This window comes from Pseudomaricurvus sp. ABR4_320 (assembly GCF_056159445.1).
Window position 1 is genome coordinate 450,483 of the sequence record NZ_JBSWVF010000004.1, and the last position, 21,855, is coordinate 472,337.

At 52.2% G+C, this 21,855-nt stretch carries 19 protein-coding genes; 17 read left to right on the plus strand and 2 right to left on the minus strand.

The window, feature by feature from the left end:
- Positions 1-13 precede the first annotated feature (13 nt).
- The 5 genes from sucD to ACXAFR_RS11025 all read left to right on the plus strand — a co-directional run bounded on the left by sucD (position 14) and on the right by ACXAFR_RS11025 (position 5,739).
- Positions 14-886, plus strand: a complete 873-nt coding sequence (sucD, locus tag ACXAFR_RS11005) for a succinate--CoA ligase subunit alpha (protein ID WP_475176650.1) — start codon at positions 14-16, stop codon at positions 884-886.
- A 148-nt stretch (positions 887-1,034) separates the two neighbouring features.
- Positions 1,035-1,991 carry an AEC family transporter gene (locus tag ACXAFR_RS11010; protein ID WP_475176653.1) on the plus strand — a complete coding sequence of 319 codons (957 nt, stop codon included), beginning with the start codon at positions 1,035-1,037 and terminating at the stop codon, positions 1,989-1,991.
- Between the two features lie 95 nt (positions 1,992-2,086).
- The gene (gene htpG / locus ACXAFR_RS11015) at positions 2,087-3,988 is read left to right on the plus strand and encodes a molecular chaperone HtpG (protein WP_475176655.1); all 1,902 of its coding nucleotides are present in this window, start codon (positions 2,087-2,089) and stop codon (positions 3,986-3,988) included.
- A gap of 156 nt (positions 3,989-4,144) precedes the next feature.
- A complete protein-coding gene (gene sixA, locus ACXAFR_RS11020; RefSeq protein WP_475176656.1) occupies positions 4,145-4,609 on the plus strand; it encodes a phosphohistidine phosphatase SixA in 465 nt (154 codons plus the stop codon).
- Between the two features lie 218 nt (positions 4,610-4,827).
- Positions 4,828-5,739 (plus strand): DUF4892 domain-containing protein, encoded by a 912-nt coding sequence (locus tag ACXAFR_RS11025; protein WP_475176658.1) that lies wholly within the window; start codon positions 4,828-4,830, stop codon positions 5,737-5,739.
- Positions 5,740-5,759: 20 nt separating this feature from the next.
- On the opposite strand, the gene folE is transcribed toward ACXAFR_RS11025, so the two are convergent.
- Positions 5,760-6,299: a GTP cyclohydrolase I FolE gene (gene folE, locus ACXAFR_RS11030; RefSeq protein ID WP_475176660.1), complete on the minus strand. Its 540-nt coding sequence runs from the start codon at positions 6,297-6,299 to the stop codon at positions 5,760-5,762.
- Positions 6,300-6,528: 229 nt separating this feature from the next.
- Here folE and prmB point away from each other — a divergent pair, with 229 nt between their 5' ends.
- Positions 6,529-7,434, plus strand: coding sequence for a 50S ribosomal protein L3 N(5)-glutamine methyltransferase (prmB, locus tag ACXAFR_RS11035; protein WP_475176889.1), 906 nt, complete (start codon positions 6,529-6,531; stop codon positions 7,432-7,434).
- A gap of 110 nt (positions 7,435-7,544) precedes the next feature.
- A complete protein-coding gene (gene aroC, locus ACXAFR_RS11040) occupies positions 7,545-8,642 on the plus strand; it encodes a chorismate synthase (RefSeq protein WP_475176661.1) in 1,098 nt (365 codons plus the stop codon).
- A 20-nt stretch (positions 8,643-8,662) separates the two neighbouring features.
- On the opposite strand, the gene ACXAFR_RS11045 is transcribed toward aroC, so the two are convergent.
- Entirely contained in the window at positions 8,663-9,541 is an 879-nt protein-coding gene (locus ACXAFR_RS11045) for a LysR family transcriptional regulator (protein WP_475176664.1), read from the minus strand.
- Between the two features lie 103 nt (positions 9,542-9,644).
- Here ACXAFR_RS11045 and leuC point away from each other — a divergent pair, with 103 nt between their 5' ends.
- From leuC to accD, 10 genes are all read left to right on the plus strand, one after another.
- Positions 9,645-11,072: a 3-isopropylmalate dehydratase large subunit gene (leuC, locus tag ACXAFR_RS11050; protein WP_475176665.1), complete on the plus strand. Its 1,428-nt coding sequence runs from the start codon at positions 9,645-9,647 to the stop codon at positions 11,070-11,072.
- Between the two features lie 2 nt (positions 11,073-11,074).
- On the plus strand, positions 11,075-11,722 hold the full coding sequence (gene leuD / locus ACXAFR_RS11055) for a 3-isopropylmalate dehydratase small subunit (RefSeq protein WP_475176668.1): 648 nt from the start codon (positions 11,075-11,077) through the stop codon (positions 11,720-11,722).
- Between the two features lie 10 nt (positions 11,723-11,732).
- Entirely contained in the window at positions 11,733-12,812 is a 1,080-nt protein-coding gene (gene leuB, locus ACXAFR_RS11060; protein WP_475176671.1) for a 3-isopropylmalate dehydrogenase, read from the plus strand.
- Between the two features lie 229 nt (positions 12,813-13,041).
- On the plus strand, positions 13,042-14,151 hold the full coding sequence (gene asd, locus ACXAFR_RS11065; protein ID WP_475176674.1) for an aspartate-semialdehyde dehydrogenase: 1,110 nt from the start codon (positions 13,042-13,044) through the stop codon (positions 14,149-14,151).
- 276 nt (positions 14,152-14,427) lie between these two features.
- A complete protein-coding gene (locus tag ACXAFR_RS11070) occupies positions 14,428-16,986 on the plus strand; it encodes a motility hub landmark protein FimV (RefSeq protein WP_475176677.1) in 2,559 nt (852 codons plus the stop codon).
- Positions 16,987-17,058: 72 nt separating this feature from the next.
- On the plus strand, positions 17,059-17,928 hold the full coding sequence (gene truA, locus ACXAFR_RS11075) for a tRNA pseudouridine(38-40) synthase TruA (protein ID WP_475176678.1): 870 nt from the start codon (positions 17,059-17,061) through the stop codon (positions 17,926-17,928).
- Positions 17,929-18,121: 193 nt separating this feature from the next.
- A complete protein-coding gene (locus ACXAFR_RS11080) occupies positions 18,122-18,745 on the plus strand; it encodes a phosphoribosylanthranilate isomerase (protein ID WP_475176679.1) in 624 nt (207 codons plus the stop codon).
- Between the two features lie 17 nt (positions 18,746-18,762).
- Positions 18,763-19,989, plus strand: coding sequence for a tryptophan synthase subunit beta (gene trpB / locus ACXAFR_RS11085; RefSeq protein ID WP_475176682.1), 1,227 nt, complete (start codon positions 18,763-18,765; stop codon positions 19,987-19,989).
- A 3-nt stretch (positions 19,990-19,992) separates the two neighbouring features.
- On the plus strand, positions 19,993-20,805 hold the full coding sequence (gene trpA, locus ACXAFR_RS11090) for a tryptophan synthase subunit alpha (RefSeq protein WP_475176683.1): 813 nt from the start codon (positions 19,993-19,995) through the stop codon (positions 20,803-20,805).
- Positions 20,806-20,843: 38 nt separating this feature from the next.
- Positions 20,844-21,794 (plus strand): acetyl-CoA carboxylase, carboxyltransferase subunit beta, encoded by a 951-nt coding sequence (gene accD / locus ACXAFR_RS11095; protein WP_475176685.1) that lies wholly within the window; start codon positions 20,844-20,846, stop codon positions 21,792-21,794.
- The last annotated feature ends 61 nt before the right edge of the window (positions 21,795-21,855 follow it).

Genomic DNA, 21,855 nt, shown 5'->3' on the forward strand with positions numbered 1-21,855 from the left:
GGGGAGCGAGCAAATGAGCGTATTAATTAACAAAGATACCAAAGTCCTTTGTCAGGGTTTTACCGGTTCCCAGGGCACATTTCATTGCCAGCAGGCGATCGATTATGGCACTCAAATGGTGGGCGGAGTAACTCCGGGTAAAGGCGGTCAAACTCACCTTGGTCTGCCAGTGTTTAACACTATGGCAGAAGCCGTTGACGCTACTGGCGCTGACGCATCTGTTATCTACGTGCCAGCACCTTTCTGTAAGGATTCAATCCTGGAAGCGGCCTACAGCGGCGTTAAGTTGATCGTTTGTATCACCGAGCACATTCCCGTTATGGATATGCTGGAGTGTAAGGTCAAGTGCGATGAGCTGGGTGTTCGCCTTATTGGTCCTAACTGTCCAGGTGTCATAACTCCTGGGGAATGTAAAATCGGTATTATGCCAGCACACATCCACCTTCCTGGTAAAGTGGGTATCGTATCGCGTTCTGGTACCTTGACATATGAAGCCGTAAAACAGACAACGGATTACGGTTTTGGTCAATCTACCTGTGTTGGTATCGGTGGTGATCCAATTCCAGGTTCAAACTTTATCGATATTCTCGGTATGTTTGAGAAAGACCCACAGACTGAAGCGATCGTTATGATCGGTGAAATCGGTGGTTCAGCGGAAGAAGAAGCCGCTGCTTTCATCAAGGACAACGTCTCCAAGCCAGTTGTTTCTTACATTGCGGGCGTAACTGCTCCTCCTGGAAAGCGCATGGGCCACGCTGGTGCGATCATTTCTGGCGGTAAGGGAACTGCAGATGAGAAATTTGCAGCGCTCAATGACGCAGGCGTTAAAACCGTGCGTTCGCTGGCAGGCATCGGTGATGCACTGAAAGAGGTAACTGGCTGGTAATTTACCGCTTCAGTTATCTTCCAGAAAGCCCTTCTTCGGAAGGGCTTTTTTTTGCCTGCTAAATACTGATTTGAATTCATCCTTCGCAATTGTTCGGGTTGTGCGACAAAAAACTGTTATAAGATAGAGCTTTTTCGGGGTGGGTAACATGCTCAACGTAATGACGCTGACCGCGCCAATTTTCATCTTGTTGGCTCTCGGGTTTGTTGCCGCCAGAAGGGAGGTGATTCCGACATCCGGCCTGCAGACGTTGGGTGCCTTCGTTTTGAATATCGCCATTCCTGCATTAATCATCCAGTCACTTGCGTCTATGCCCCTTGGGCGTGTCATCAATGGCTGGTTTATGCTGATTTATGCCCTCGGAAATCTCTTGATTTTGGGGTTAGTCTTTACGCTATGCCGTCATTTTTTGAAGCGGCCAGTTCTAAATGCATCTTATCTTGCTCTTGGGGCGGCATTTCCAAACAGTATTGCAGTTGGTTTTCCGTTACTTAGTCAAGTTATGACGGAGACGCCGAAAGAAGCTTTTGCTATGGCCCTGATTGTTGAAAATCTATTGCTGTTGCCGCTCGGAATCTTTCTGCTGGAGCATTTTTCTGGCCGTTCAGAGAATGGTGAATCAGCCCCTGGGTTTGTGGAAAAGTTGATCAATGCACTGAAGACGCCACTCATGGCCGCTATCGGTGTTGGCTTACTGTTGTCTCTTCTATCCGTCCAGTTGCCTTCGGTCATTGATCGAAGTCTCTCGCTATTGGCAACCACGGTTAGCGGAGTCTCTCTCTTTTATGGTGGCGCGGTTTTGGCGAAAGTTTCATCGGCGGAATTCGGTGTGGAGTTGGCGCTGGTCGCTTTCGCCAAGCTTATTATCCACCCTTTGGTTGTTGTTGCGCTGATTTTACTCTTGCCGAGTTTTGATCCTGTACTCCAGGCGAGCCTGGTTATTCTGTGTTTGGTGCCGATGTTTGGTCTCTATCCAGTCATTGGCAGCCGCTATGGTTTAGGACATTTTGGCGCCTCCGCACTATTGCTAACGACTGCGGCGAGTTTCGTAACCGTCGCCGTGGGCCTTTTTCTATTGCAGTGCTTCGGCTTTCTATCTGTCTGATGCCATGTTCTGGGGTTGAAATCCCTGCTAGTGGCCCCATCTCGCCTCTTGAACAACTGTTTGTCCCATATTGATAGCTCAGGAGCTCTATTCACATGTCCGTGGAAGCCCAGAAAGAGACTCGTGGATTTCAGACAGAAGCCAAGCAGCTTCTGCACCTGATGATCCATTCCCTCTATTCAAATCGAGAAATTTTTCTCCGGGAATTGGTATCCAACGCATCGGATGCTGCCGATAAATTGCGTTTTGAGGCGCTGTCTGACAGCAGCCTTTTCGAAAACGATCCAGACCTTAAGGTCCGGGTTGCTTTTGACAAAGAGGCTAATACCGTAACCATTTCCGATAATGGTATCGGGATGACCCGAGAAGAGGTTGTTGAAAACCTGGGTACCATCGCCAAATCGGGCACGGCTCAGTTCATGCAAAATCTGTCGGGCGATGCGAAGAAGGATTCGCAACTTATCGGGCAGTTTGGGGTTGGATTTTATTCGGCGTTTATCGTCGCTGACCGGGTTGAAGTCTTCACTCGTAAAGCCGGCCAGGATTCATCGACAGGTGTCCATTGGGAGTGCACTGGAGAGGCAGAATTTACCGTGGAAACGGTCGATAAAGCCGATCGTGGAACGTCCATCGTCTTGCACTTAAAATCCGATGCGACAGAGTTTGCCGATGGCTGGCGCTTACGCTCCATTGTGAAGAAGTACTCTGATCATATTTCTATCCCCGTCGTTATGCTGAAAGAAAGCTACGCTGAAGAGGGAGAAGAAAAGCCAGCACCCGAAGATGAGACCGTCAACAAAGCGACCGCTCTTTGGACCCGTTCGCGTACTGACGTGAGTGACGAAGAGTACAAGGAATTTTATAAGCATATTTCACACGACTTTGAAGACCCGCTCTATTGGAGTCACAATCGTGTGGAGGGTAAGTTGGAGTACAGCAGCTTGCTGTATATCCCTGGTAAAGCGCCTTTCGATCTCTATAACCGCGAAGGTTCACGAGGCTTAAAGCTTTACGTCCAGCGCACGTTTATTATGGATGAGGCGGAGCAGTTCTTGCCCTTATATCTGCGCTTCGTTAAAGGGGTTGTCGATTCTAATGATCTTTCTTTAAATGTCTCGCGGGAGATTTTGCAGAAAGATCCGAATGTTGACGCCATGCGCTCTGCGCTGACCAAGCGCGTCCTGGATATGTTGGGTAAATTGGCCAACAAACCGGAAGAGTACGCGAAGTTCTGGACTGCATTTGGGCAGGTACTGAAAGAAGGGCCGGCGGAAGACTTCGGAAATCGGGAGAAAATTGCCTCCCTGTTGCGTTTCGCGACAACCCATACCAACACCGATGTACAAGATCAGTCGTTAGATCAGTACATTGAGCGGATGAAAGACGGGCAGGACAAAATTTATTACGTCGCGGCTGAAAATTTTAACACTGCGAAAAACAGCCCTCATTTGGAAGCTTTGCGCAAAAAAGACATTGAAGTTCTTCTCTTGTTTGATCGTGTCGATGAGTGGTTGATGAGCCATTTAGCCGAGTACAAAGACAAGAAATTCCAGGATGTCGGCAAGGGCCAGTTTGATCTGGGTGAGCTGGATACGGAAGAAGACAAGAAGGCTAAAGAAGAGACTGCGAAAAAGAGTGAAGATCTCATCAAGCGCATTTCTGATGTCCTCAAAGATCGTGTTGAATCTGTACGTGTCACCGATCGTCTGACGTCTTCTCCCGCGTGTATTGTCGTCGGTGATGACGATATGGGGGCGCAAATGCGTCGTATCCTTGAACAGGCTGGGCAGGCGCTACCTGATACCAAGCCGATCTTCGAAATCAATCCTGAGCACCCGTTGGTCATCAAGTTGGATCAGGAGCCGGACGAAGATCGTTTTGGAGATTTGGCGAATATTCTTTTTGATCAGGCTAATTTGGCTGAAGGTGGTGCTCTGGAAGACCCGGCAGCCTATGTTGCCAGGCTGAACAAGTTGCTACTTGAGCTGAGTCACTAAGCGCATAATGGTCAGCAGCTGTCGCCTAGAAAGTGGGCGTAGCCTGCTGACCGATTTTCATTTTTAACGCATCACTCCTCACTCTGTTCGAGAGCTCATCGATTTCCTGACGCGACAGATCTATACTGTTATTCAGTTATCATCGAGGCTGCGATCATGGATGTCTTTATTTTACGACACGGAGACGCTGAGTCTTTCGCCAGTGTCGATTCACTTCGGCAGCTTACTGCCGCTGGTCGCGCCAATGTTCAAGCGCGTCTCGACGAAAATTCGACCGACCTATCACATGTTGACTGTCTTCTCGTCAGTCCCTATTTGCGTGCCCAACAGACCGCGGAGATCGTTAATACAAAGCTCAAATGTGCCTCCGAAACCTTGCCTGATTTGGTGCCAAATGCATCGGTTGAAACTTTGGCTGACACCCTTAACAACCGTGTTGAGACACATCAGAGTCAGGGAATCTTATTGGTTAGCCACCAACCGCTGGTGAGCAGATTGATTCAGTGGTTATGTGATTCTCGGCGACCTGCACCTTTTCTGGAAACCAGCGGCCTCGCGAAGGTAGAGCTGGACATCTTTGCGCGAGATTGTGGTCAGTTGCATTGGGTTCGCAGCGAATAGGCGTGGTATTCATATTGTATTCAGCCCCTTTTGAATAATTGGTAGAGTTTTGTCGCCAAGGTTCCTCGAGCGTACCAATACCACTATGGGTATTTGCCGCGAGAGGGGTAGGGCGGCATGCAAAAGTTGCGAGGGGGCGCTAAGATGGCTGCAAAAATAACTTCCTTGCATGGCGACAAAGTTGTCGCTTTCCATATTCAGAGGAACCATCAACATCAGTGATTATTAAAACAATGAAGAAGCACGATAAAGGTTGGCTGGCTGGGGGATTCACTCTGGCGATGTGGCTTGTCGCTGGAATTTCCCAGGCGGTGACACTTCAAAGTGATGATTCTGGACGCGTTATTCACGACAAAACCGTGGAATCCGCCGACTATCGGCTAACACTGGGTGAACTGAAAAAAATAAACAGCGAGTGGATTGCGGAGCGGGAGCAGCGGCTGCAGGGGAACTTACATCGCCAAACGTGGGAGTATCCTGCCGATCAGGATATTACGCGAATCTTTAATTTCTATCGTGATCAATTACTGGCTCAAGGCGGGCGGGAGCTCTACTATTGTGAGTCTCGTCGCTGTGGCAGCAGCAGTGCTTGGGCAACCACCCGGTTTGATGTTCGTGAGCTTTATGGTCTTGATGCCCATCAGTATTATTCTGCGTTTGAAGTCATCGACAGCGAAGAGATGCGCTCTTTCGTTGCCATTTATGGTGTGCAGAGGGGCAACCGCCGCAATTATCTGCAAGTCGATGTTATGACGACGGCTGAAGCTCCGCGGATATCGAGTTCCTATGGTGCAATCAGTGCTCGCTTGGATGCTGGCGAGAGTTTCACTTTCGTCGATGCTTTTAAGTCCGATGGTGGCCTTGATGACGAACACCTGAAGAGCTTGGTTGAAACTCTGCGGCGACATCGATCATGGAATATTGCCTTGGTGGGGCACAATTTCTCGCGCCTTTCCCTCTCTGAGCAATTGGCCGCATCAGAACAATTAGCGAATCGCGTTCGTGGGCAGCTGATCGAAGCCGGGGTAGATGACAAGCGCGTTGCGGCCCACGGCGTCGGTGCGCTGATTCCCGCCGCCAGAATTGGGCAGCGGGAGAGGGTTTTGCAGATTGTATTGATCGAAGAGTAATACCCGTAATGGGCAACACCCTAACTGATCAATGACAGAAACTCGGTTCGAGTCGCGGTATCGGAGCGAAAGCTCCCAAGCATGGCAGATGTCTTCATGACGGAGTTCTGCTTTTCCACACCGCGCATCATCATGCACATATGTTTGGCTTCGATGATGACGCCAACACCAGCAGCTTCCGTCACATTTAGCACCGTTTCAGCGATTTGCAGGGTGAGTTGCTCCTGAATCTGTAGGCGGCGCGCGTACATATCGACGATACGGGCAACTTTGGATAAGCCGAGAACTTTGCCGGTGGGTATGTAGGCGACATGAGCGCGACCAATAAACGGCAGCATGTGGTGTTCACACATGGAATACAGTTCGATGTCTTTAACGATAATCATCTCACTGGAATCTGACGGAAAGAGAGCGTTGTTAACGACCTGCTCTACGGTTTGCTGATACCCTTTGGTCAGAAACTGCATGGCCTTTGCGGCTCTCTGAGGGGTATCGACCAAGCCAGGCCGCTGGGGGTCTTCGCCGATCGCGAGGAGGATGTTTTTGAATTCTTCTTGCATAGTTATTTCCAGTTCTAAGCGTGTTGCGCCCGTATGTGCATTCAGTGCAATTCCGAGTTGAGGCTCTGGCTTGCCCCTAGTTTGAGCGGGCCATCTGCGATTACGTTTTGAACTGCAGGACGGATTGGCGACAACTCAATTTGAGCGCTTGTCCGCAATTTCCGGTAATATCCCCGCCCTTACAAGCAGGCTCGATCTCATTTCGGCGAGGATTATAACAGTGAACGACATGCGAGAATCCCCCCTTCAGGAATTAGTCACCATTCGCGACTACCTGCGCTGGGCAACCAGCTGTTTCAATCGCGCGGGCGTGTATTTTGGGCATGGTACTGACAATGCCTGGGACGAAGCGATTCAATTGGTACTGCCGAGTCTCAGTCTCGACATCGATTCGCCCCCACATTTGTTGGACGCGCGATTGACTTTAGAGGAGCGACAACAGCTGATATCGCTCATCGAAAAGCGTGTTGACGAGCGTATTCCCGTTGCCTACCTGACCGGAAAAGCGTGGTTTGCCGGACTAGAGTTTATTGTCGATGAACGAGTGTTAATTCCTCGCTCGCCTTTTGCGGAGCTGATTGAGCAGGAGTTTTCGCCGTGGCTGACCACGGCTCCTGAACGAATTCTTGATCTGTGTTGTGGCAGTGGCTGCATCGGATTAGCTGCAGCGGTTTGGTACCCTGACTCTGACGTTGTTGTGGCCGATATTTCCGACGATGCTCTGGCTGTGGCGCAGAGCAATATTCAATTCCATCAGCTCGAAGAGAGTGTTGCTATTCGGCAGTCAGATGTCTTCGATGGGCTCAAAGGTGAGGTTTTCGATCTGATTATCGCCAATCCGCCTTATGTGGATGCTGACGACATGGCGAGTCTTCCACAGGAATATCTCGCAGAGCCTCGTATGGCTTTGGCCAGTGGTGATGACGGTTTGGATGTTACCCGGCGAATTTTGAGAGATGCGCACGCACATTTGAGCGCTGAAGGTATACTTTTTGTTGAGGTCGGCAATAGCTGGCCGGCCCTCGAAGCTGCATTTCCAGAAATCCCTTTCACCTGGGTGGAGTTCGAGAGGGGCGGACACGGCGTATTCGCTATTACGGCAGAAGAACTGAAGCACTTTGCCGATTGCCTGTAGATTGACCCGACGTGACCCTGGTGGCGAAAGTTACGTATAATCCGCGCTCCTTGATATTGGGTGTCGAAAACTGACGCTCTTGAAAACACAGACAAATTGGTAGTAGGCGTATGTCCGGCAACACATTCGGCAAGCTTTTTACAGTAACCACTTTTGGCGAGAGTCACGGTGCAGCGCTTGGTTGCATCATTGATGGGTGCCCTCCGGGCATAGAGCTTTCAGAAGCAGATATTCAAGGTGATCTTGATCGCCGCAAGCCGGGGCAGTCGCGCTATACCACTCAGCGTCGTGAGGCAGATCAGGTCAAAATCCTGTCAGGTGTGTTCGAAGGCAAGACAACCGGAACATCGATTGGCTTATTGATTGAGAACACCGATCAGCGCTCCAAAGACTATTCCAATATCAAAGATCTCTTTCGTCCCGCCCATGCGGATTACACCTATCTGCAAAAATACGGCATTCGTGATTACCGTGGCGGCGGGCGTGCTTCCGCACGGGAGACGGCCATGCGCGTTGCCGCTGGAGCCATTGCCAAAAAATACCTATTCGATCGTTACGGAATCAAAATTGGTGGCTATCTGTCGCAATTGGGCCCCATCAAAATTGATCGAGTAGAATGGCAGGAAATTCCCAATAATCCGTTCTTTTGTCCAGACGCGAGTAAAGTCACCGAAATGGAAGACTTTATGAAAGCGCTGAATAAAGAGGGGGATTCCATCGGTGCGCGGATTACCGTCGTTGCCCGCGGTGTGCCGGTAGGATTGGGTGAACCCGTGTTTGATCGTCTGGATGCCGATCTGGCTCACGCCCTAATGGGAATCAATGCCGTGAAAGGTGTGGAGATCGGCGATGGTTTTGACTCAGTCGCTCAGCGAGGTACGGAACATCGTGATGAAATGACACCGGAAGGCTTTCTCAGCAATCATGCCGGGGGTGTTTTAGGGGGAATTTCCACCGGTCAGGACATCGTCGCCAGCATCGCGCTCAAACCAACTTCCAGTATTCATCTCCCCGGGCGCAGTGTTAACAGTGCCGGCGAAGCTGTAGAGGTTCGCACGACCGGTCGCCACGATCCCTGCGTTGGCATTCGTGCAACACCCATTGCTGAGGCGATGATGGCTCTGGTCCTTATCGATCACCTATTGCGCCATCGAGGGCAGAATGGTGGTGTTGAACATAATTTCCCGGTGATTCCACCACAGGCTTAATCATCGCGGATAGGTTTGGCTTAATCTGCTCGCCCGGCATGCTCATGCAAAGCTTCAATAAACGCTCTGGCAGCGTTGCTCAGGGTTCTTTGGCGATGGTGGATGTAGCCCAACTGTCGAGTCAGTGGATGAGTTTCCAGCGGCAGTGAGTGCAAACCATCGATTATGGTCAGCGGCAGAACGCTCCATCCCAGTCCAATGGAAATCATCATTTTGATGGTTTCCAGATAATTGGTTGCCATACTGATTTGCAGTTGCTGGTGATGCTCAGCAAACAGGTTGCTGACCAACTGGCTGGTATAGGTGTTGGCATCTGGAAGGATGGCCGGATAAGGGCTCAGGTGTTCCAGGCTGATATCGTCTCGCTGAGCTAGCGGGTGATCTGTCGCTACGACAAAGGCAAGTGGGTCGTCTAAAATCGATTGGGAGGTGATGTTGTCGGGCAAACGGCTGGGCAATGTCAGCAACCCCAGTTCGGCACTGCCACTGTCAATCGCCGCGAAGGCGTGGTCCGAATCGACAAATTCCAGACGCAGTTCAACCTGTGGGTAGGCCCGGGTAAAGTCACGCAATATTTGCGGAAGATGGTGGAGGCCGATGTGATGACTGGTCGCGAGGCGCAGCGTTCCCCCGACATCCCCCGACAAATTACTCAACGTCAGTTCGGTATCGGCAACCAGCTGTAAGACCTGACGAGCGCGGCCTAGAAGTGCTGTACCAGCCTCGGTCAAGGTAATTGAGCGACCGATACGATCAAAAAGCCGGCAGTTTAATTGTTGTTCAAGCAGGGCTACCCGCTTACTGACTGCAGGCTGGGTCAGATGTAATTGCTCCGCTGCCAAGGTGAATGAGCCGGACTCCGCAACGCTCAAAAACGCCTTTAGGTTATGGGTATCCATTGGTCATGTATTCCTGTTTGGAATCAAAATTATAAATATAATGAATTTGTTTGATTGTTGCAGCCCCGTTAAAATACGCACAACTTTTCAGGAGGTCAGTTCAATGGCGGGCAAGACCCTTTACGACAAATTGTGGGAATCCCACTTGGTTAAAGCGCGGGATGATGGTTCGGCGCTGATTTATATCGATCGTCACATCGTCCACGAGGTGACGTCACCCCAGGCGTTTGCCGGACTGCGCTTGGCGGGACGTAAACCCTGGCGTCTGGATTCGATAGTCGCCACACCGGACCACAACGTACCGACGACGATCGCGGAGCGGGAATCTGGTGTCAGTGGTATCGAAGACCCCGTGTCTCGAATTCAGGTGCAAACCTTGGACGACAACTGCGATGAATTCGGCATTCTGGAATTCAAAATTAACGATCAGCGCCAGGGTATTGTGCATGTGGTTGGCCCGGAATCCGGAGCCTGTCTGCCCGGAATGACTGTCGTTTGTGGTGATTCTCATACGGCTACCAATGGCGCATTAGGTGCATTGGCGCATGGTATCGGGACCTCCGAAGTTGAGCATGTTTTGGCTACCCAGTGCCTCGTCAGCAAAAAGATGAAGAGCATGTTGGTCAAAATCGATGGTCAGCTGGCACCAGGGGTTACGGCGAAAGATGTTGTTTTGGCCGTTATCGGTAAGATCGGTACCGCCGGAGGAACTGGCTTCGCCATTGAGTTTGGTGGCGACGTTATGCGCGCGATGTCGATGGAAGGTCGCATGACCGTATGCAATATGGCGATTGAAGCTGGAGCGCGTGCGGGAATGGTTGCCGTGGATCAGACCACACTCGACTATGTCAAAGGTCGGCCGTTTGCACCCAAGGACGAGGTTTGGGATCAGGCCGTAGCGAATTGGACCCAGCTGGTCAGTGATGCAGATGCGGTTTTTGACAAGGTTGTTGAACTGGATGGTTCAGAAATACTGCCACAAGTCAGTTGGGGTACCTCGCCGGAGATGGTTCTGCCAGTTACCGCTAATGTTCCTGATCCAGAAGCAGAAGCGGACGCCGTGCGTCGCGCGGGTATTGAGCGTGCACTCCATTACATGGGTTTGACTGCCGGCCAAAAGATTACGGATATCCCTATCGATCGAGTGTTTATCGGCTCCTGCACCAATTCTCGCATTGAAGATATGCGCTCCGCAGCGCAGGTCGTGGCGGGCCGCCAGGTTGCTGCATCGGTTAAGCAGGCCATGGTGGTTCCCGGTTCTGGCCTGGTAAAAGCTCAGGCAGAGTCCGAAGGATTGGATAAAATTTTTACCGAAGCGGGCTTTGAGTGGCGCGAGCCAGGTTGCTCAATGTGTCTGGCTATGAATGCCGATAAGTTAGGTAACGGTGAGCACTGTGCCTCTACGTCCAACCGCAACTTTGAAGGGCGTCAGGGTTATGGTGGTCGCACGCATTTGTTAAGTCCAGCCATGGCAGCCGCCGCCGCCGTTGCGGGCCATATTGTCAACGTTCAGGATCTGGAGTTGCACTAACGATGAAGAGCTTTACTCAGGTTGACGGCTTGGTTGCACCCATGGATCGAGCCAATGTCGACACCGATATGATTATCCCCAAGAACTTTCTCAAGTCGATCTCGCGCACTGGCTTTGGTAAAAACCTGTTCGACGAGCTGCGTTATCTCGATGAGGGGCAGCCAGACCAGCCTTGTGACGGGCGTCCGATTAACCCGGATTTTCCTCTGAACTTTCCCCGTTACAAGGGCGCAAGTGTCCTTTTGGCGCGAGAAAATTTCGGCTGTGGTTCCAGTCGCGAGCATGCGCCTTGGGCGCTGGATGACTATGGGTTTCGAGCGATTATTGCGCCGAGCTTCGCAGATATTTTTTACAACAACTCGTTTAAAAATGGCTTGCTGCCGATCACTCTCGACGACGCCATTGTCGACCGCCTTTTTCAGGAGATGTATGCCAGTGAAGGTTATCGACTGACGATTGATCTCGATAAGCAGCAGATTACCACGCCAGGAGGGGAGGTCATTGCCTTTGAGGTGGATCCGTTCCGTCGTCATTGCCTGCTCAATGGCTTAGACGATATTGGGCTGACCTTACAGGAGGCCGACGCGATCAAAGATTATGAAACCCGCCGCCGCCAAGAAGCGCCCTGGTTATTTGACGCGATAGGCTAAGGAGAAAGGAATGACGAAAAAAGTTCTTGTTATAGAAGGCGATGGTATTGGTATCGAAATCATTGCCCAGGCCCGTCGAGTGTTGGAATTGGTCAATCAGCAGGACAATCTCGATCTAGAGTTTATTGAAGGGATGCTGGGCGGTCGTGCCTATGATCAGTACGGTCATCCCTATCCTGATGTGACGCGCGAGCAAGCCCATGCTGTGGATGCGATTTTGTTCGGCGCGTTGGGTGGGCCTCAGTGGGATGGTAAAACCGAGCGTCATCTGCGTCCGGAGGCTGGATTGCTGGGAATCCGCTCAGATCTCGGATTGTTTGCCAATTTGCGCCCGGCAATTACCTTCCCGCAGCTGGCAGCGGCGTCTCCGTTGAAACCTGAATTGGTCTCCGGTCTGGATATTCTGATCGTGCGAGAGCTGACCGGCGGTATTTATTTTGGTGAGCCGCGCGGAGTGCGAACTCTGGAAAATGGTGAGCGTCAGGGCTTCAATACGGATGTCTACAGCGAGTCGGAAATCCGCCGTATTGCCAAGGTGGCCTTCGAAGCTGCTCAGCGCCGCAACGGTCGGGTATGCTCCGTCGACAAAGCCAATGTTCTTGAGGTGACTGTCCTGTGGCGAGAAATTATGGAAGAGGTCGCCAAAGACTATCCAGACGTCGAACTCAGCCACATGTACGTCGACAACGCAGCCATGCAGTTGGTGATAAATCCGAAGCAGTTCGATGTCATTGTCACCGGCAATTTATTTGGCGATATTCTCTCTGATGAAGCCTCAATGCTGACCGGTTCGATCGGCATGCTGCCATCGGCCTCACTGAATCAGACCAGTAAAGGCCTGTATGAACCCTGTCATGGTTCAGCGCCAGATATTGCCGGTCAGAATATTGCCAATCCTCTTGCGACTATTCTCTCTGCGGCCATGATGTTGCGTTACTCGCTCGACGCAGGCGCTTCCGCCGATCGCATCGAAGCTGCGGTGGCAAGCGTGTTGGATCAAGGGTTGCGCACAGGGGATTTAATGTCAGACGGTTGTCAGCGAGTGTCGACTTCTGCCATGGGTGATGCTGTTCTAGCCGCACTCCAGTGACTTAGCGACACCAATCTGACTGAAAACCTCCCTCCGCCGGTGCATTCGCGTCGGCATCGCGGTAAAATTACCCGTTCGAATTCAGGTGCCTGTTACTGCTACTTAAAGGCGGCAGAGCGGGCGTCCATTACTAGGCATCTGACGGAAGTTGTTGAGCTATCAGCACAGAGCTTCGTCAGATATCATCACCAAGTCATTTTATGACAGGTCAATATAGAGAGTAGAGACAATGCGCGTTGGTTTTGTTGGTTGGCGGGGAATGGTTGGTTCAGTGCTCATGGAGCGCATGATCGCAGAAAACGACTTTGCGACGATTGAACCGGTGTTCTTCAGTACCTCCAACGCTGGCGGCAAGGGACCTGATATTGGAAAAGAGATCCCTGCGCTTGGAGACGCCAATGATATTGACGCGTTGTCGGCAGTAGATGTGATCGTCACCTGTCAAGGGGGCGACTATACCAAGCAGGTGTATCCAGCGCTGCGTGACAGTGGCTGGCAGGGCTACTGGATTGACGCAGCGTCGTCACTGCGTATGGCTGACGATGCCGTGATTGTGCTGGATCCGGTCAACCGTTCTGTGATTGCAGATGCGCTCTCCGCAGGCTGCAAAACATTTGTCGGCGGCAACTGCACTGTCAGTTTGATGTTGATGGGGCTTGGCGGACTGTTTCGCGAAGATCTGGTTGAGTGGGTCAGTGCTCAAACCTATCAGGCCGCGAGCGGCGCTGGCGCGCAAAATATGCGTGAACTGCTGTTACAAATGGGCGCGTTGCGTGACTGTGTGGCCGAAGAGCTGGCGCAACCGGCCTCAGCGATTTTAGACATCGATCAAAAAGTTACCGCGTTGATGCGCAGTTCCGATTTTCCAACGGATAAATTTGGCCACCCACTGGCTGGAAGTCTGCTCCCATTTATCGACACTCAGCTGGAAAACGGCCAAAGTCGAGAGGAGTGGAAAGCCCAGGCAGAAGCCAACAAAATTCTCGGGCGGTCTTCGACTCCAGTGCCTGTCGATGGCACCTGTGTGCGTATTGGCGCAATGCGTTGCCACAGTCAGGCATTGACCTTGAAGCTCAAGAAGGATTTGCCCCTGAGTGATATCGAAGCCATCATTGCCGAAGCCAATGATTGGGTTGAGGTGATTCCGAATGATCGCGACGACACCATGGCTCGCCTTACTCCGACCAACGTTACCGGTACCCTAAAGATTCCTGTAGGGCGCCTGCGTAAATTGTCCATGGGACCAGATTTCCTCAATGCCTTTACGGTTGGTGATCAGTTGCTTTGGGGGGCCGCAGAGCCGCTGCGCAGAATGTTACGCATCTTGCAGGACGCATAAACACGTGATGGGTGTAACAATTCGAGGATAAAACCCACAGAATCCTTCGTAAACCTCTTGAGCTGATGGTGATCTGTTCTATTCTGATAGGGAGGTATGACCCGATTACGTGACAACGGTGACGCTATAGATAGGGCGAATCTTTGTTGCTCTGATAGACGCGTAAGGATTTTTAGGCGCCAGGGGCGTAAACGAACGGGTGGCGCTGCGTGATGCGAATGTTTCACGCAGGCATTATTGGGAACATTTCTGGTCAGGGTTAACAAGGATTATTTTATGCGTCTTCGAAAGCTGGCTTTGGCGATGGGTCTGGTGGGTGTATTCAACGCTGAATTTGCCAGTTCTCTCGGGTTGGGTGACATCAAGCTCAACTCTCATCTTAATCAACCCTTGCAGGCAGAAATCAAACTGCTGCAAACCAAAGATCTCAGTGCCGAAGAGGTTATGGTTCAATTGGCGTCCCGAGAGGACTTCAGTCGCGCCGGTGTTGATCGATTATTTTTTCTGACGGGGCTCAAGTTCGCCGTTGATATGGAGGCGCCTGGAGGCCCTGCAGTCCGAATTTCCACTGAGCGTCCAGTCCGTGAACCTTATTTGAATTTTCTGCTGGAAGGGCGCTGGCCGAGCGGTCGAATCCTGCGAGAATATACTTTGCTGCTGGATCCCCCTCGGGAAATGACGGAGTCGGTTGCACCTGCTGCCAGCACACAGTCCCGTCCGACGGCAGGTAGCACATCAGGTTCTTCTTCTGCGTCGACACCGTCATCATCCATGTCGACACCCGCTGGTACTTACGGGCCAGTAAAAGCCTCAGATACCTTATGGGAAATTGCTCTCGAAGTTCGCCCTTCCTCCGAGGTCTCTGCGCGCAAAACCATGCTGGCCTTGCAGCGCAAGAATCCCGAAGCCTTTATAAACAATAATATTAATTTGTTGAGACGCGGGCAGATATTGCAGGTGCCTGCTCTGGATGAGATCGACGCGCTCACCGAACAGCAAGCTCTTGCTGAAGTTGCTCAGCAGAATACTGATTGGAATTCAAATGTCGACGCTGAAGCTCCTGTGCAGGCCGCTGATCGACTGCAAGACACGGCGGAATCCACCGGGCCTGTAGAAGGGCGTTTAACGCTGGGTGCTCAGCAAGGCTCTGGCGTTGCGACCACTGAAGTTGCGGATCCAGATGCTGCATCATCGACAGCAACGGAAACCGCCGCTGCTATTGCCGATCTCGAGGAAGAGCTTACCAGTTCTCAAGAAGTTGTTGCTGCAACGGAGCGTGAAAACACGGAGCTGAGAGATAAAGTGACCGAGCTGGAGGCGCAGCTCGAAACGATGGAGCGCCTGGTTGAAGTTTCCAATGCCGAGCTTGAGGCGGTCCAGAATGCAGCTGCGTCCGCACAACAGAGTCAGGCGCCGGAGACTCCTGCGGCGAGTACTGGTGGCTGGCTGGATATCCTCAAAGACAATATCCTCTACGCGGGTGCGGGCGTGGTTGCCCTGCTTGCCGCGGTCTTTTTCCTGCTGAGTCGCCGACAGGAAGAAGATTCATCGGAAGCATTCTCTGCAGAGCAGGCGCCACCGGTAACGGCGGGAAGTTTTGCATCGGCGGAAGCGGCAGAGATGGATGCCGAGACGCCAGTCGTTCCTGAGCCAGCTCCCGTTGTTGAGGCTCCAGTGACACCTACGGTAAAAGCGCAAACAGCTGATGCCGTAGCGGAAGCAGATATCTATTTAGGGCTTGGTAAGACCGCGCAAGCTGAGGAGCTTTTACGGCAAACACTGGAGGCCGATCCAGATCACAGTGGCGCGCGTTTGAAGCTCATGGAGATCTGCGCTGATAGAGGCGATGCCCACGGTTTCGAGCAGAACTTTGCGGCGCTCACTTCTGTCGCGACTGCGGCGGAAATTACACGGGCGGAAACGCTTCAGGCGAGACTCAGAGAGCAGACTGCCCTGGATGAGCCCGCTGCGGAGACGGCGACCGAGCTTGACTATGATGCCTTGAGCGACGCCGATGAGTCTGACATTCCTGAGCTGACGTTGGATTCGCCGCTGGCTGAAAAAGATGTCGAAAGTGAAGACGTGCAATCTGAGGTTGCGCTGAATCCTCTGATCGACAGTGAGGCAGATGACGATTCCGCCGCGAGTGCAGAGCCATTGGAGTTCGTACTCGATTTGGATGATGAGCCGTCGACAACTGAAGCGGTTGCTGAGGTGTTGGATGGTGATCCGGATACTCGTCCCGCCGAAGAGGTGCTTGAGTCTGAATTGGATCTGACGGTTGAAACTGGGGTTGATATGGGGCTCGAGAGCCCGGTGGATGGCTCCGAAACCATGGAGTTTGATCCTGCATCCTTTGGTGGAGGAGAGGACGCTGATGAGTTTTCTCTCGACTCGCTGACCGCTGAAGCTGCTACGGCAGAACCTTTCCCGACTTTGGATTTGGACGGTGCCGACACATCCGATGTTGATGCTCTCGAGGATCTCACGGGGGAGGCGACCGAGTTTTCACCGAATCTGGCTGAAGAATTGGGTGCAAGCGATTCCTCTGATGACGCTCCAGGCAATGATGATGATCTCTTCTCTGCCGCACTGGGTGATCTGCCATCGCCGGAGGATGTCTTTGCCGATGATGAGCTGTCGGATGAGGATCTGGATGGCGAATTTGACTTCCTTGCTGACACCGATGAAACCGCGACCAAATTGGATTTGGCTAGGGCCTACATCGATATGGGCGACCATGCCGGAGCTCGGGATATCCTGGATGAGGTCGTACAAGAAGGCGATGATGGTCAGCGTTCCGATGCTGAAGAGCTGCTCGCTAGACTTGGCTAAATGGTAAACCCTCGCGTCAGGCTCGAGATCTTCGAGCTTGGCGCAGGCGGCCACAATCGCTAAAATTCACCCATGGCCGCCGAATACCCCCCCTCTCAAAAACCTTATACCCGCAACGCTGAAATTATCGATCCCGAAGTCTATCCTCAGGGCATGCATCGCTATGCGTTGGGCGTCGAGTATAACGGTCGCTGTTTTCATGGTTTTCAAAAACAACCCAGTGGTGTTCCGACGGTTCAGGCGGCGCTGGAGTCTGTCCTGTCAGAAATTGCAGCTGAGCCCATTACTCTCGTGTGCGCGGGGCGTACGGATGCGGGTGTGCATGCCAGCGGACAGGTGATTCATTTCGATACGCTGGCTGAGCGTCCTGTGCGTGCCTGGACCCGTGGTGTGAATGCGCGCCTTTCGGACGCTGTGAGTGTTCATTGGGCCAGAGCGGTTGAGCCGGCGTTTCACGCACGATTTTCAGCGTCTGCTCGGACCTATCGTTACCTGCTATATAATTCGCAAGCGCGTCCCGCCTTGGCAGGAGACTTCATGACTTGGGAAGATGTGCCTCTGGATATGGCGCGCATGACAGAAGCTGCGGCCTACTTGCAGGGAACTCATGACTTCAGTGCGTTTCGTGCGGCTCAGTGTCAGGCTCACAGTCCTGTGCGAACGGTGGAGTCGATTTTGTTTTTCCAGAATGGCTCTGTGATTACGATGGAAATCAAGGCGAATGCCTTCCTTCACCATATGGTGCGCAACATCATGGGCAGTTTGCTGATGATTGGCAAAGGCCGTCGACCTGTAGATTGGTTAGCGGAATTACTCGTTGAAGGCGACCGTCGTAGGGCAGGGGCAACGGCCAAACCTGATGGCTTACATTTAGTCGCTGTGGACTATCCCAAGCATTTCGATCTTCCTCTCGCAGACTCGATAACGGCACATTTTTGCTGATGTTGAAAATTTGTACGGTTTTTAATGTGACGGTGAAATTTGGCCGAAATTAACTGCTATTTATCAACAAATGACTCTGATTTCTGCTACTATCAGAAATCTTTTTCTGGTATGTCACTTTTTTTCCTCTGCTGTATTTGTGGTTGATATGGATGGCCACCGCAGGCAGCAAAACGTGTTTCGGTAATCCCCGGTGTCCATCGTCCGAGTTAAAATCTGTGGAATCACATCTGTAGACGCAGCGCTACAGGCAATAAATGCTGGCGCTGATGCCATTGGCCTCGTCTTTTACAAACCCAGCCCCCGATGTATCGATGTGAAAACGGCTGCTGCCATTGCTCGGCATGCGGGACCCTTCGTGACGGTAACCGGGTTATTTGTCAACGCGTCTGTAGATGATGTGAACGCGACTCTGGCTGACGTCCCTTTGAACCTTTTGCAGTTTCACGGCGAAGAAACTCCGGATTATTGTTCTAGCTTTGAACGCCCGTACATGAAAGCACTGCGTGTGCGACCAGAGCTTGATGTTGCGGCAGAAATACGTCGATACGAGCGTGCTAGTGGAGTATTGCTGGACGCTTATGTTCCAGGGGTACCCGGTGGAACAGGGGCATGTTTTGATTGGCAAAGGGTGCCCAAAGATTCGTCCTTACCCTTGGTGTTAGCAGGGGGATTAACGCCGGAAAACGTGGCCGAGGCCGTGGCGGCAACGCATGTGAATGCGGTTGATGTAAGTGGTGGTGTTGAATCCGCGCCAGGACAAAAAGACCCCGCCCTAATTAATAAATTTATCAGGTGCGCGCGCAGCGCCACCTGACTGTGGAGAGAGAGCAGGTGACTAAGACCAGCAATTACGACCCGGTTGATTATTCCCAATTTCCTGATGCAAACGGGCACTTCGGCATCTATGGCGGTAAATTTGTCTCTGAGACTTTAATGCCCGCCCTTGAAGAGCTGGAGGCGATGTATCGACGCCTTAAAGACGATCCGGATTTCCAAAAGGAATTTGACGAGGATCTGGCTTACTACGTCGGCAGACCCTCACCGCTTTATTTTGCCAAGCGCTGGAGTGAGCAATTGGGCGGCGCTCGGATTTATTTGAAGCGTGAAGACCTCAATCACACGGGGGCCCACAAGGTCAATAACACGATTGGTCAGGCGCTATTGGCGAAATACAGTGGCAAGACTCGCATTATTGCAGAGACAGGTGCGGGACAGCATGGTGTTGCATCGGCGACGGTTGCCGCGCGTCTGGGCCTGGAATGCGAAGTCTATATGGGCGCTGAGGATGTTCAGCGGCAGTCTCTTAACGTCTACCGGATGCGCCTACTGGGTGCCAAAGTCAACGCGGTAGAATCTGGGTCGCGAACGCTAAAAGATGCCATGAATGAGGCTATGCGTGATTGGGTCACCAACGTCGATAATACGTTTTATATCATTGGCACCGTGGCCGGGCCGCACCCATATCCGCAACTGGTGCGGGATTTCCAATCGGTAATTGGCCGTGAAGCGCGCAGCCAATGTTTGGAAATGACCGGGAAACTGCCCGACGCCCTGATTGCTTGTGTGGGTGGCGGTTCAAATGCGATCGGTTTGTTCCATCCGTTTCTTAGCGATGACACGGTCGCCATGTATGGGGTTGAGGCCGGCGGGTTTGGGGTAGAGACCGGTAAGCACGCGGCTCCTCTCAATGACGGCATCCCCGGTGTGTTGCACGGCAATCGTACCTATCTGATGGAAGATGAAAACGGTCAGATTATCGAAACTCATTCTGTATCTGCGGGTCTTGATTACCCTGGGGTTGGTCCTGAGCACGCGTGGTTGAAAGATATCGGTCGGGTTAACTATGTTGCGATCAACGATGACGAAGCCATGGCGGCGTTCCGATCGCTGACGCGTGTAGAGGGAATCATGCCAGCTCTGGAGTCCAGTCACGCATTGGCCTATGCGGCTAAAATCGCGCCGACCATGAGCCCCGAGCAAACGCTGGTGGTTAATTTGTCTGGCCGTGGAGATAAGGACATTTTAACGGTTGCCAAGATAGACGGTATTGAGGTCTAAACGATGAATCGAATCAATCAAACGCTCGCGGATCTACGCGTGGCCAAACGAAAAGCGTTGGTCACTTACATCGTTTGTGGCGACCCCTCTTTAGAAGCGACCTTGGCAACGATGAAGGAAATGGTGGCGGCAGGAGCCAATATCATCGAGCTTGGTGTTCCCTTTAGTGATCCAATGGCTGAAGGGCCCGTCATCGCAAAGGGGCACGAGCGCGCCTTGGAAAACAACGTATCTTTGCGGGATACACTCGAACTGGTTCGGGAATTTCGAACCACTGACAATGACACGCCGATCGTACTAATGGGCTATGCCAATCCCGTTGAACGTATGGGTTATACCGCATTCGCCGAAGCGGCAAGTGCAGCCGGTGTCGACGGCCTGTTGACGGTCGATCTGCCGCCGGAGGAAGCCTCTGATCTCAATGTCGAGCTGAAAAAAGCGGGGTTAGAAAATATCTTTTTGTTGGCGCCGACGACCAAAGCCGACCGCGCGACCCACATTGTCAGTCTAGCTGGAGGCTTTTTGTATTACGTCTCTCTCAAAGGCGTGACGGGGGCCGGACATCTCGATGTGGACAGTGTCAATCTGAAAATTGCGGAGTTACGCGAGTTGACGACACTGCCCTTGTGTGTGGGTTTTGGTATCAAAGATGCGGCCACAGCAGCGGCGATCTCCGCGACGGCGGATGGTGTGGTTGTCGGCAGTTTACTGGTAGATTGCATGGGTAAATTCACAGGTCAGCCGGGCTCCGATGTAGCTGAGGCGGTGGCTGATCTCGTCAGGCCAATCAGACAAGGTCTGGATCAAGTGCAGTAACCGACTGGGAACTGTGAGTAAATAATAGGGAGTCAGCTATGAGTTGGATCGATAAGATCGTTCCCAATGTCGTGAAGTCAAGTAATTCGCAGCGACAGCGGGGCCAGAGCAAGGTGCCGGAAGGGCTCTGGAAGAAGTGTGTTAAATGCGCGGCCGTACTCTATCGGCCTGAGCTGGAACGGAATCTCGATGTCTGCCCAAAATGTGATCATCACATGCGAATTGGTGGTCGTCGGCGCTTGGATATTTTTCTAGATCAGGAAGAGCGTCAAGAGCTGGGTGCAGACATTGAGCCTATCGACCGGTTAAAGTTTAAAGATGTTAAAAAATACAAGGATCGCTTGACCACCGCTCAAAAAAGTACCGGGGAGAAAGACGCGCTGGTGGCTATGAAGGGAACACTGCAGGGTATGCCCGTGGTTGCCGTTGCTTTTGAATTTGCCTTTCACGGTGGGTCAATGGGCTATGCGGTTGGCGAGCGCTTCACTCGGGCTGCACAGATTGCCCTGAAAGAAGACATTCCATTGGTGTGCTTTTCAGCAACCGGCGGCGCGCGAATGCAGGAAGCCTTGATTTCGCTGATGCAAATGGCGAAAACCAGCGCCGTTATCGAGAAGCTCAAGCAGCAGGGCACGCCTTACATTTCCGTGATGACCGATCCTGTCTATGGTGGCGTTTCTGCGTCCCTGGCACTGCTTGGCGATATCAACGCCGCTGAGCCTGGCGCCAGAGCAGGGTTTGCAGGCCCAAATATTATTGAGCAAACCATCCGGCAGAAACTGCCCAAAGGTTTTCAGCGGGCGGAATTTTTGCTGGATCACGGAGCGATCGATATGATCATTCCCCGCTTGGAGATGCGTGATCGTATCTACGGACTGCTGGCTAAGTTTACCGAGCGCCCGGCGTTGCCACTGGAGCAACTGGAAAAGCCGGTGGAGCTGATTGAAGATCAATCAGAAAAAGAAGAAACCGACTACGAGCCGCAGTAATCTGCGGCCGTAAGGTACATCTTTGTCACTGGGTGGGCTGTTGCTGTGTCGGAGCTTTCAT

Coding starts and splice junctions, on each gene's coding strand:
- prmB (WP_475176889.1), top strand. CDS start 6,529: ATGCGAGAATCCCCCCTTCAGGAATTAGTCACCATTCGCGACTACCTG.
- leuB (WP_475176671.1), top strand. CDS start 11,733: ATGACGAAAAAAGTTCTTGTTATAGAAGGCGATGGTATTGGTATCGAA.
- htpG (WP_475176655.1), top strand. CDS start 2,087: ATGTCCGTGGAAGCCCAGAAAGAGACTCGTGGATTTCAGACAGAAGCC.
- sucD (WP_475176650.1), top strand. CDS start 14: ATGAGCGTATTAATTAACAAAGATACCAAAGTCCTTTGTCAGGGTTTT.
- sixA (WP_475176656.1), top strand. CDS start 4,145: ATGGATGTCTTTATTTTACGACACGGAGACGCTGAGTCTTTCGCCAGT.
- truA (WP_475176678.1), top strand. CDS start 17,059: ATGGCCGCCGAATACCCCCCCTCTCAAAAACCTTATACCCGCAACGCT.
- accD (WP_475176685.1), top strand. CDS start 20,844: ATGAGTTGGATCGATAAGATCGTTCCCAATGTCGTGAAGTCAAGTAAT.
- ACXAFR_RS11070 (WP_475176677.1), top strand. CDS start 14,428: ATGCGTCTTCGAAAGCTGGCTTTGGCGATGGGTCTGGTGGGTGTATTC.
- leuD (WP_475176668.1), top strand. CDS start 11,075: ATGAAGAGCTTTACTCAGGTTGACGGCTTGGTTGCACCCATGGATCGA.
- trpA (WP_475176683.1), top strand. CDS start 19,993: ATGAATCGAATCAATCAAACGCTCGCGGATCTACGCGTGGCCAAACGA.
- ACXAFR_RS11010 (WP_475176653.1), top strand. CDS start 1,035: ATGCTCAACGTAATGACGCTGACCGCGCCAATTTTCATCTTGTTGGCT.
- leuC (WP_475176665.1), top strand. CDS start 9,645: ATGGCGGGCAAGACCCTTTACGACAAATTGTGGGAATCCCACTTGGTT.
- aroC (WP_475176661.1), top strand. CDS start 7,545: ATGTCCGGCAACACATTCGGCAAGCTTTTTACAGTAACCACTTTTGGC.
- asd (WP_475176674.1), top strand. CDS start 13,042: ATGCGCGTTGGTTTTGTTGGTTGGCGGGGAATGGTTGGTTCAGTGCTC.
- ACXAFR_RS11045 (WP_475176664.1), bottom strand. CDS start 9,541: ATGGATACCCATAACCTAAAGGCGTTTTTGAGCGTTGCGGAGTCCGGC.
- folE (WP_475176660.1), bottom strand. CDS start 6,299: ATGCAAGAAGAATTCAAAAACATCCTCCTCGCGATCGGCGAAGACCCC.